This is a genomic window from Marinitoga sp. 1155 (genome assembly GCF_001021175.1).
Taxonomy (GTDB): Bacteria; Thermotogota; Thermotogae; order Petrotogales; family Petrotogaceae; genus Marinitoga.
On sequence record NZ_AZAX01000055.1, the window covers coordinates 16007 to 29244 of the forward strand.

Below are 13238 nucleotides of genomic sequence, written 5' to 3' on the forward strand. Positions count from 1 at the left end.
AATTTATAAAAGTCAAAATATTATCTTTTCATAAAAAATAGGGGGTGTGTGTATGAAAAGTTTTAAACGGATTTTTTTGTTTTTGATGATTTTAATGTTATTTATCATTTCATTTTCAGCTGTAAAAAGCGTGAGTATACGAACAAAAAATATAGATACATGGGAATTTAATGTGTCTCAAGATTATGCCATAATTACACCAGGAGTAATATTAAATGGTAATTTATTTAGTGCTACAGTAAAGAATGATACAAATCCTGCTACTATTTATGCGGACATTAGATTGGATGTATTAAGTGGTGATTGGGCAGGAGATTATTTAATTGTTAGATTTGGTCCAATAGAGCTATCGCCAAATGAAATATTTGTTTTAAAAAATACTGAAATATTGGATTATCTGGATAAAGTTGCTTTGAAAGAAAATAATATGACACATGTTTCAAATTTACAGGATACATCAGATTTTTTGAATTTAGAATTGGCAGAAGGAAAGTATTCACTGAATATAAAGATTATAGAAGTGGTTAATGACGAAGAAGTTGATAGAGGAGATAAAACAGCAGATATTGCAATAATAAAACCAGATCCGATAGAATTTATAGTCCTTCCTGAAGGTGATACATTATTGCCGATAATAAAATGGTCATTGAGCAGGGTTCCATGGTATTCGACAACAAAAAGTGTGTTGGAAATTGAGGAAAATGGGAAATTAATTTATAGTCATGCATTTAACCATAACAAACCAGATTCAAATAATCTGGATCTGGATATAAAAGGCTATCCAACAGGAGATAATATTGAAGATGGTATTTTTACTTATAATATAACCGGAGCAGATGATGATCCTGTCTTCAAAAGAGGTAAAACCTATACACTTAGAGTTATTATGAAAGATTCTGGAAACAATGAAATAGCAAAAACACTTGATGAAAAGGTTACATTTGATATAACATATCCGGAATTAATATATCCAGCTGGAGAAATTGATAATGTTAATCCGACATTTGAATGGTCATTTGAATATGACAATGAAGTTTCCTATTACCTTTTACAAATAGAGAATATAGGCAATTTTAAGGTTTATGGTTCTCAATCTTATGAATTAGAAAAATCGTTGGAGTGGGGAAAAACGTATAAATGGAAAGTTATTCCATACTATGAAAATAACACCCCGTTTATAAATCCCGATGAAATAGAATGGGTAGAATTTAATACCCCTATGAATAATCCACCAGAAATTCAAATAATAAATCCTTCTGATGGGGAATTTCTTGTATATGGTAAAACATATACTTTTGAAGGAGAAGCGATTGATAATGATCCACAAGATGGTATTTCAGAAACATGGTGGGAAATTGAGGGTAAAAGATTTGAAGGAAATGCAATAGATTATACTCCAAAAAGAAGATATATGGATAGTCCTTTGAATATTAAATTTTATGCAAAGGATAATTATAATAATATTTCTCAATCTGAAATAAATGTTTTTGTAAAACAGCCAAAATTAAAAATAATAAAACCTCAAAATGGGATGGTATTTTCAGCTGGTGAAGAGGTTGAATTTGAAGCATTTGTACAGGATTTAGAAGAAGATTTAGTATGGTATGATAATGGAAATGAAATTGGAAGCGGTGAATCAATTACTTATACTTTTGATGAATCAGGGGAGCATGAAATAGAGGTTAAATCTGGAGAACTTTCAGATTCTGTTATTATTCAAATTGAACTTGTACCATTATTGCAAAGTGAAGAAACTGAATTTGAGGTGTATGTAAATGATCCTGTTACTTTAAATGTTGATTATGCAAATTTGGATCCTGGTGAGATCAATTGGATACTAAACAATAGGGTTATAGGCAACGGTTCTGATCTGGAATATACATTTAAAGAGCCTGGCAATTACATAGTTATTGCCAGATACAAAGAATTATCAGTTACGTTTAATATATATGTAAAAGCTATTCCAGAAATTCGAATAGTTTCCCCACTTAATAATGCCAGGTTAATGGCTGGCGAAGAGGTATTATTAAGAGCAGAGGGGGAAAATGTAGAAGAAGAAATTATATGGTATTTAGATGAAGAAGAAATAGGAAAAGGTAAGGAAATAAATTATACATTTTCTATAGAAGATGAAGGGGTACATTCCCTATCAATAGAATCTGGTGTGGCTTCTTATGAAATTTCTATAGAAATATATGTAGATAGATATGTTAAAATTGTCGTTCCAGAGGAACGATTGATAGTACTGGATATAAATCAGACATTTACATTTAAAGCGGAAAAGAAAAATATAAATGAAGAGATTCAATGGTTTATAAATAATGAATTTGTTAATAGTGGAGATACTTTTGAATATACCTTTGAAGATAGTGGAGAATATAATGTAAAAGCAAAATCAGGAGATTTTTCTGATGAGATTGTAGTAAAGGTGGTAGGTGAAAAATATCTGATAATAAAAACCCCTATCGATGGAGCAAAATTTGAAATTGGTCAAAAAATAGAATTTGTAGCTGATTCTAAAAATCTAAAAGAAGAACTTCGATGGTTTGTAAATAATAACGAAATCGGAACAGGAGAAAGAATATCATATTCATTTGATGAATCTGGTACTTATGAAATAAAGGTCGTTAGTGGCGAACTGGAAAGCTCAATTGCAATAGAGATATTACCGCAGGAAGTTTTAAATATAGTTTCACCTCTAAACAATGAAGAATTTTATATTGGTGAAGAAATTACATTTGAAGTTGATGTGGAGAATTTACGTGGTGATGTTCAGTGGTTTGCAAATGACACATTAATAGGAAGTGGTGAAGTCTTAAATTATACATTTAATAGACCGGGAGAATATGAAATAAAAGCCAAAAGTCCTACAAAAGAAAGGACTATAAGAATAAAAATATTGGAATCGCAGACATTAAAAATTATATCACCAGAAGATGGGGATATATTTAAGTTTGGAGATACAATTAATTTGAAAGCTGAAACAAAATATGAAACAACAATAGAATGGTATATAAATGATGAATATATAGGTGAAGGAAAGGATCTTGGATTTATACCAGAAGAATCAGGAACTTATGAAATTAAGTCAGTTGCAGATGATATAGAAAAAGTGGTTCAAATATATGTATATAAACCTGTGTCCAATTTATCAATAGAAGGCATTAATAATAATTCTATTTTCTTTAAAGACGAAACAATTGACGTAAATGCAGTATATGAATTTGATGAAGACATTGGTATAAAAGAACAAAAGTGGCTTCTTGACGGAGAACTAATCTCTAAATCAAAAGAGATAACATTATCAAATATGAGTGTAGGAAAACATGTATTAATATTTAAAGTTATGGATAATATGAATAATTCTATTGAAAATGTTGTAGAATTTACGGTTTTGGATAGAATTGAATTTAAAATTGTTTCGCCTGAAGAAGGAAGTCATTTTAATCTGAATGATTCAATAAGATTGAAAATCGAGCTATTAAATGGAAAATGGGATCAAATAAAAGAAATAAACTGGTATTTTAATGGTAACAAAATAGTTAGTGGGCGCGATGCGCTTGTCTCAAATGTTGGTGAGGGAGATATTGTAGTTAAGGTTGAATTAATAGATATTCTCGATGAAGTTTACACAAAAGAAATAAATATAAATATTTCAGATAAACCAATACTTGACATACTGGAACCTATAAATAATTCGACATTTAAATATGGAGAAGAGATAAAAGTTGTGGGAAATGTATATCAAACAACATTAGAAGGTAAAACTAATTTAAATACAGATGATATACTATGGTATTTAGATGGAACAGAAGTTGGAAATGGAGGAGTTATATTCCTTGATGGACTGGAAACAGGCGTTCATACAATACAAGCAGAATATGGTGATTTGGTATCAGAAATTAAGATTGAAGTTCTCGAGCCGTTAAAGACTAAAATTCTTGAATCACAGGAGTTTATATTTAATCCTGGAGAAGATTTATTAATAAAAGGAGAAGGAGATGGTGAATTAACCTGGTATTTAAACGGGAATGAAATTGGAAAAGGTTCAGTTTTAACTTTAAATACACAAAACATATCTACACAGGCAGAATTAACTTTAAAAGCGGTGTTTGGTGAATTTAAAAGTGAAGATTCAATTACGTTATTACCTAACTCAAAACCGATAATAGTATGGGATTCTCCAGAAAATGAAGAAAAGTTTGTAACAACAGCAAATATTTCAATAAATGTAAAAGCAGAAGATAAAGAAGACGGTCTATTACCATACGAATTGTTTGTCGATGGTGTAAATATTGGAGAAAATGTTGATTCATTATTTGCAGGTACTTTAAAACCGGGTACTCATAATTTGAAAGTACTGGTAAAGGATAAACTCAACACAGAAGCCGTCGAATCAAGAAATATAATTATTAATCAAAAACCAAATCCAACAATCATATCTCCTCAAAATAATCAGGAAATAACTGCAGGTATGTCTCTTATACTTGAAGCTATTGTTCAGGATGATGATTCCATTAATGAAGATAAAATAATCTGGATGATTGATGGTGAAGAAGTTGGAAGAGGTTTGAAAGTTGAATATACAGGTATTTTAACTACAGGAGAACATTTTGTTGATTTATATGTTGAAGATTCAATGGGGGAAAGCGTTCAACTTTCATCAAATATACAGATAGTTGAAAAACCTAATATAAGAATAATTCAACCAATTAATGATTCGATAGTAAATGTTGGAGATAAACTCATATTACAGGCTGAAGCATTTAAAGGACCAAATTTACCTTATGAAGATGAAAAAGTATCATGGAAGTTAGATGGAAGTATTTTAGGGAATGGAAAAAGAATTGAGTTAAATACAAATATTTTATCCTCTGGTGAGCATGCAATTACTGCTGAGGTCGAAAACGTATCGGATACAGTCAGGATAAAGTTAAACACACCACCAGCTATAGATATAGTAAAGCCTATGGATGGAAGTGTGTTGAGTACAAAGGACTTAATAATTTTTGAATCTATAATAACAGATTCCGAAGATAATGTAAGACCTGAAAATGTTGTATGGTTTATCAATGGTGAGCAAAAAGGGACCGGGATTTCATTTAATGCGGGTACGTTGAAACCGGGCGATTATAGGATAATAGCTAAAGTAACAGATAATAATGGGTTAACAGGAGAAAAAGCTATATCTATAAAAGTAGTATCACCTTTAACAGCTAATATAATATCTCCTGAAGATAAAAAAGTTGGTTTTTCACAAACGGATGTAATTAATTTAAATATAAATATTTCAGGAGGATTGGAACCATATGATATATTATGGACTATAAAACAACCAAATGTTGAAGACAAAAAGTTAGATGGAAATAATTTAAAAATAAACGCTTATGAATTAGAATATGGGAATGCTCTTGTTTCAGTTGATGTAAAAGATAGTCTTGGTAATATTTATACCGAAACAAAGCAAATTACTATTTTTGAAAAGATAAAAATTAAAATAGTAAAGCCTATTACAGGTCAGGTGTTTGTAAAGGGGCAGGAAAAAATAAATGCTGTGGCTCAAATATTTAATGCAGAAGGAAAAAATCCAGAAATTGAATGGTTTATTAACGATCAAAAAGTTGGTAATGGTTTGGTATTATCAATTGATACAAATACTTTTGAAAGTGGTAATTATGTATTAAAGGTAATTGCTAAAGCACAAAAAGATGAAGATTCAGACATAGTAAATATAGCTATAAGGGATAAATTAAAGATGAAAATATTGTCGACTTATAATATAGTAAAATCAAGTGAAGAAATTGAATTAAAAGGGTTTGCATTAGATCCAATAGATGGAGATATAAATAATATTAATTGGAGTTCAAATTTGCAGGGTGATTTGGGAACAGGGAAAAATATAAAAGTGAAATTAATACCTGGAAAACATATAATAACTGCTGTAGCTAAAAATTCAAAAGGATTTGTAGATAAAGATACAATAAATATATTGAGTTTAGGTGAAATGACAATATCCATAGATAGTCCATCCAATGGAGATGTTTTTACAGGAGCAGTTGAAATTCCATTTAAGGCTATAGTAATTGATGCAGATGGAACAAAAATACCTTCTGAAAACATTATCTGGATTTCTAATATAGATGGTCAAATTGGTAGAGGTTCGGAAATAAATAAAAAATTAAGTAAAGGAGAACATGAAATAACGTTAAGTGCTATGAGCAAATATAATGGTTCAATTACCAAAAAGATTTCTATTCAGGTACTGGAAGAAGTGAAAATAGAACGAGATCTTGTAATAAATATAGAAGAGGGATTATTAATTGTTCAGGGACAACCGATAGAACTAAGTGCTTATAAAATGGGAATTGATGATGATATTATATGGTCTTCTGATATAGAAGGGGAGCTTGGTGTTGGAGATACTATAGAAGCTGTACTAACTGTACCTGGAGAACATGAAATAATAGCTACTGCAGGTGAAGTATCGAAATCCGTTAAAGTAAAAGTAATACCTTATGAAGAAAAAAGAAAGGTTCTTGGTGTGGTAGTTGCATTAAAAGGGAATGCTTCAATAAAATATAAAGATCAAATAAATGATTTGAAATTAATGGACCCCCTTTATGCAGGTGATACGCTTGTGATTTATAATGATTCAGAAATAAAAATTGTATTTACTACTGGAATTCAAAAAATATATACTATAAACACAAATGAAGGCGTCAAATTTGCAAATAGAAGAGAAATTTCTTTTAATGAATAAGTTTAGGGGGGGATATTATGAAAAGAAATTTAGGAATATTAATATTAATATTAATATTAATGATTTCAGCAATTGCTTTTTCTCAGGAAGTTATATATGATAAAGAAGTATATGAAGGGCAAAATGTAAAGATAAGCGTTAATTTTAAATCAGGTCAAACTTTTAATGAAGCTAAGCTGTTTTTTAGAGCATATGATGAAAGAAAATTTAATATATTAAAATTAAGAGTTTTTCAAAGTTCTGCGGAAGCTGTCATACCGGCAGCTCTGCTTACAGCTACAAAATACAATTTTTATATTCAATTAGTTGATGATAAAGGAATAGTTCAGAGATTTCCAGAAGGATTTGGTAAATATTATCAGTTTGAAGTATTGCCAGATACATTAAAACCTCAAATCAAATTCATTTCACCACTAGCGGGACAAAAATTTTTTGATAATGAATTAATACCGATCGCTATTTTACTGGATGAAAATGAAACAGGAATAGATCCGAAAAGCATTTCTTTTAAAATTAATGATAAAAAAATAGAAAATTATAATTTAGAAGGAAATTTATTAACATATAAACTTACTAATGCTCCTTTTGGCGAATATAATATATATATTCAAGTTGCAGATAAGAAAGGTAATGTATCTAATCCAGATGAAATAAAAGTTATAATGAAGGAGAAAGGACCACCATTAGTTGAATTTGCATTTAATAAAAGTTATGAATTAGCTTCTGAATTTAAATTTGAAAGTAAAATATCAACCACAAATGAATTGGTAGAAAAAAATATTATCGACTCATTACAGATGAAATTTTCTCAGGATATTAATTTAGGGTCAAACCTGAGATTATGGGTATTTAATTTAGGGTTCAGAACAACATTTTCTCAGGAAAGTACAGACATTGTTCAGTTATTTAAAGACTTTTCAAATCAATTAAATTATGATTTGAAAGACGCATTAAGGTTAATAAACCCCTTGACTATGGATGATTATACTATTTATGAATTACCAAGGAACATCGATGTAACGAATTCTTTGAGCGTTTATATGGATTTAGCTTTTTTAAAATATCAATTTTTTGATAATCAAATTAATTTTAATCCTTTAACTGTAAATAATTATAATGTAAGAGGTCATTATGCAAAGGTGGATTTTTATCTGGCGAAGGCAGAATTTGCAGCTGGAAATAGTGATGTTGGAGTATTTGAGACCTCTTATCCAAGATATTTTGCTGGTATAAAAACAGGGATAAACCTTTTTGAAATATTAAAAACGGATGTAGATGTTTCTGTAATTTCTGATTATCAGGGGGCTCAGGACGATAGGTATATAAAATCATTGTTTAAAATTCCTGATACAGTAACTCCAAAACAAAATATTTTATTAGGGTTGAATACAGAAATCAATTTAGGATTAATTAATTTAAAATCCAATATTGGCGCGGATATATACGTTGATGATTCTTCAAATATTATAAGTGTAACGGATATGGCATCACAGGTTGCAGTTATAGCTGGCGATCCATCAATAAAAGATACAGTAGAAGGTTATGTAAAACAAATAGAAGATGTTTTCCCAAAAACATTTGATTATTTCCCAATATCAAATGGTATAATATCAGCAGTTACAGATAAATATTTATTAGGAACAGTTATTTCTCTGGAAAGTGAAGTTCCTTTCCTTGGCCTTGATTTATATTACTTAAAAGCAGATAAAAATTATAAATCATTGGGAGTTTCAGCGCCATCAAATGTAATGAAATATGGAGCTAAATTTAAAAAGAAAATATGGGTTTTAAACTTAAAAGGAGAGTATGAATTAAAAAAGGACAATACAACATTAGTAGGATTAGATGAGGTTTCAGGAATTGCTCTGGGAACAATGGATACAAATGAATTAATCAATAAAATTAATCCGTTAAATGATATATTTGGAGATGAAAAAATAACTTCACCAACAAAGGATGATTTAAGAAATATAACAGAAAAATATAAATTTGGAGCAAGTTTGAAATTAGGATTTTTGGGTACATTAGGTGGAGAATATTCATTTGAACATCAAACAAATAATGCAGAATTTTTAATTACAAATGGCGCTACAGAAGTGAGTGATAATGATAAAAAGGATAAGACAATAGTCGGATATTCTGCATCATTAAAAAATATGGGATTTAAAACAGATAATTTTTCAATAAAATTATCTTTTGATGCTGGATTAAAAGATGTTAATGACACAATAAACAATAGCCAGAGTATTCTTTTAACTTATGGGGCAAAAACGAATATAACCTTGTGGGCTATAGGGATAAATGGTTCCTATAAACAAAAACAGGAGGAAGATACTATTACGACAGAGATGGGAATAGGGTTAAAGACAAAGTTAATACAGGGAGCTTATACCAATATTAAAAAAACAGATAAGAATAATCCAGAAGATATTTATTCCGATACTAACAAAATAGATATGAAAATGAATTTTAATGTAAGTATTACATCTTTCCAGATTGGAGCACAATTGCAATTGCCAGATTCATATACTGATCAGGAAGGAAAAATCAATGCATATGCAAAGTTTGCTATTTCATTTTAATAAAGATTAATCCTTGCATAAAAAATGCAGGGATTTTTGTATATTTTACAATTATTTGTGGTATAATTATATTAATATTAAATTTAAATCAATATTAAATTTAAAATAAATAGATACGATGTCCAAAAAGTCAAATTCACTCAGGCAGCTCTATTGATTATCCTTAAAATTATTCATTCTCAGCCGTCGCTCAGATTTTTCATCCATGAAAAAGCTTCACTCAAAAAAACATCCTGTTTTTTTGACGGCTAACCCACCGTAGGTGCGTTAAGGGCAATCTTCGAGCCTTCGTTTCATTTTAGACTTTTTAGACAATATAGTTTTGTTGAACTTTTTGGATATTAGATTGTTAGAATATCTAAAAAAATAATAAAATTAGAGGTGATTTTATGAAAAAAGGTATTATTATAGGATTGATAATTATATTAATTTTATCCTTAGCATCATGTGTAAAATCGATAAAAGTAAAAACCAAGCCCAGAATAGGCGTTCCTGTGGCTGCTACGACAATATCACTGGATAATTATATAAACATTGAAGAAAGTATTAAAGATATTTTAACCGGTGCCACAGTGGAGTCTGTAGGTGGAGTGCAGACTATAAAATATGCAACGGGATTAAATGTTGATATGAGTCAGTCTTTTGAAAAAATAGATGCATTTAGTACTTCAATTAATCAGAGCATATCAATTCCAGATATTGATTCAATTGATCCTATAGCAATTGACATTCCATCAATTAAATCCTTAAATGAAATTAATGTTAGCGTTCCAGATTTTGATTTTACCCCACAAAATATAAATGTTAATGTTCCTGATTTAAATCCAGAACCTTCCAATCCGGATATAACCGTTGGAGAAATTGATGTGAACAATGCTGGTATTGAACTACCTACAATTGAATTATCTATTCCGGTTGCAGGCACTGCTGGGAATGGCTCTTCTACTTCAGATAAAATAAATTCTAACGGTTCATTTTCAAAACTTGTCTTTTCAACAGGAAGTTTAACTTTAGATGTAACAAATAATGATGATTCTGCAAGTGTTGAGGTTGATGGAATTATAACAAATCCTGATAACTCAGTAATAACAAGTAATATATTATCATTATCTACTAATAGCCCTGGAAATTTAATCTTTGACCTTTCAGATAAGTTTATTTCAGATGGTGCAACTATTACGCTAAGAGCTACTATAACCTCAGGCAGTGGAAATAACGGAACCCTTATAGCTGATAATTTAAGCTTTTCTGCTGGTACAAAAATAAAAGCAGCAGAAGATATTGAGTTCTCTGCAACAAAAAATATTTCTCAAACTATTGATCCAAATATGGGAACAACCTCATTCTCTACAATTACAATTGATGGAACTTTTAATATTAATATAGAATTACCTGCTGAATGGCAAAATGTAAAAACAGAATTTGAAGCTACTGTATTATATAAATATGATATAACAAAAAGCATTGAGTTAACACATAGAATATTCAATTCAAATTCACAATTAGCATTCCAATCAAAGTCTCTCCCGCCAAATGGATCATTTGAATTCACTATTGATTCTACATTTACAAACACTGATAACGAAAAATCAAATATTGATTTCACAAAATCTCCTACTATTACCATCACTCCAGAAATTACTGTAAAAAAAATAGAAGGGGTAGTTGTTAACAACACACAAAATATCAATTTACCTGATGATATAGAAAGCGTTTCTCTTTCTGGAGGAAATATATCTTTAAATATAACAGATACAGTTGTTAGTTCAATTGTTGCAAAAATGGTATACAATGATGGTACATCAGATAATGAAAAACAATTTGAATTAAATAATGATGGCGCTATATTAAATATGGATAATTTAGTTCTTACCGGAAAAGAAACAAATGATGCAACAATAATTGTTGAAAAGCTGGATCTAGATTTTGGTAATGCTGGATTAAATACCAGTTCATTAACAGCTAATATTTCTATAGAAAAACCTGCTATAATAAGTGTGACCTTAAATAAATCCATAAAACAAAGAATAGATTTACCTAACGATATTGAAAACGTTAAATTCAAAACAGGAGCTCTTAACGCTGCGCTGAATACAGGGAGCTTTACAAGTATTACAGGTGTTTTAGAAACTAAAAATGAGGATATTAATCTTTTAACATCTGCAGGAAAAATAGCCGTAGATTTAAGCAATAAACTATTAACTGGAACAGATGATGCTACATTAAATATCACTCAAATGACTATAGATTTTTCATCAAATCCGTTAGATTTTGGAAACATTTTATCTGTTTCGCCAACACTTGACAATTTATCTATATCAGAAGCTACATTAACAACAAATATCTTACAGGATATAAATTTACCTTCAGAAATAAAAAAAGTAATATTTGGCTCTGGAAACATAGAAATTACACTTAATAATGCGGAATTTATGAGCATAAGCGGAACGCTAACATATGATACAAATAAAACTTCTATGAGCGTTTCTTCTGAAGGAACAGCTTTAATTGATCTAACTGATTTAGAGTTAGGAAGTCCTGCAAATATTACAATTGACAGAGTAAGTATAAAATCCATACAGGGATTAGAACTCGGTTCTCAGATAACAGCAAATATTAGTTTAAATAATCCAAAAATCAAATATGCTGAAGTTTCAACAGATGAGAATCTAAACATAAGTAATATTCAAAAAATCGAATTCCCTGCTGAGGCAAAAGATTTATTGAATTCCATAACTTTTACAGGAACTTCCGCTATTAATATTGATTGGAATAATGAATTGCCTGTTGGTATAAATGTATCTATAAAAATACCGGAATTTGGTATTGATGATACTTTTGTAATGGAAAATAGCAATACTCACGAAGTTTCATTAACCGATAAAACAATAGATTTAGACAACCCTTTAAACTTTGAGTTTGAAGCATCACCTGCAAATTACGATGAAACAAATAATATTATTACTATAAATATATCAAACCCTTCAAATTATTTAACACCAGGAAATACGTACACATTATCAGCAACTATTAATCTCGATTACAAACTTGATGCATCTGTGAAACCTATAAATAAAGATATTATCCCGGAATCTGACCCTTTGAACTTTGAAATACCTATTTCAGAAGATACAACATTAACCTTAAATGATATTGATATTGAAGGATTTAATGCAAAAATTATAGGAACTATACCAGATAGTTTAGTGAATGAAAATAATTATATTACATTAATTGCAACCTATACTGTTAATAATACTGTAGAAACCACAACAACAGATGTAGTATTTGATGAGACCTCAATAAACAAAGATATTACAGAATTTTTAAAAACTGTGCTTAAAGGCGAAAATGTATATATGGCAATAAAATCAAGTGATCTTAATGTATCTTTAGAGGATTTAAGTAATTTTGTATTTGATTTTAAAATAGATTTAACCATACCATTGAGCTTTAAACTCCTAAAAAACGAAAATCTGGAAATAATTAAAATTGAAGGAAAAGATGATATTTTAGGAAGAAAAGAAGGAGATGACGAATCAGACTTACCACTTGATGTTGTCATAGGAAATCAAGGGGAATTGGTCCTTCATTTGAAATATGATAATACAACGGGATTAACTCCAGGACTAAAAATAACAGGGAAAAATAAAAACGGTACATTTTTATATGAGAAAGATATTGAGCTTGAAAATGGTGTAAATGAACTTATAATTAAATTTACAAAGGATGATATAGATAAAATTATAAATAACAACCCGTATTATATTGATTTTATAGGCTATATACCGCCAGATAAAACTCAGGAATTTAGGTCTGGTGGAGAATTAAAATTAAATGCCTGGATAGAAGTGGTAACGGATATAAATGCTGATTTATTAAAAGGTGGTGAATAA

The 13238-nt window shown here is 29.5% G+C and carries 3 protein-coding genes; all 3 read left to right on the forward strand.

Annotated features, from left to right (window positions below):
• The first annotated feature begins 52 nt into the window (after window positions 1–52).
• The 3 genes from X274_RS10945 to X274_RS10955 all read left to right on the forward strand — a co-directional run bounded on the left by X274_RS10945 (window position 53) and on the right by X274_RS10955 (window position 13238).
• A complete protein-coding gene (locus X274_RS10945) occupies window positions 53–6760 on the forward strand; it encodes a hypothetical protein (RefSeq protein ID WP_047266874.1) in 6708 nt (2235 codons plus the stop codon).
• 17 nt (window positions 6761–6777) lie between these two features.
• Window positions 6778–9342 (forward strand): hypothetical protein, encoded by a 2565-nt coding sequence (locus X274_RS10950; protein WP_047266875.1) that lies wholly within the window; start codon window positions 6778–6780, stop codon window positions 9340–9342.
• Between the two features lie 389 nt (window positions 9343–9731).
• Window positions 9732–13238 (forward strand): hypothetical protein, encoded by a 3507-nt coding sequence (locus tag X274_RS10955; protein ID WP_047266876.1) that lies wholly within the window; start codon window positions 9732–9734, stop codon window positions 13236–13238.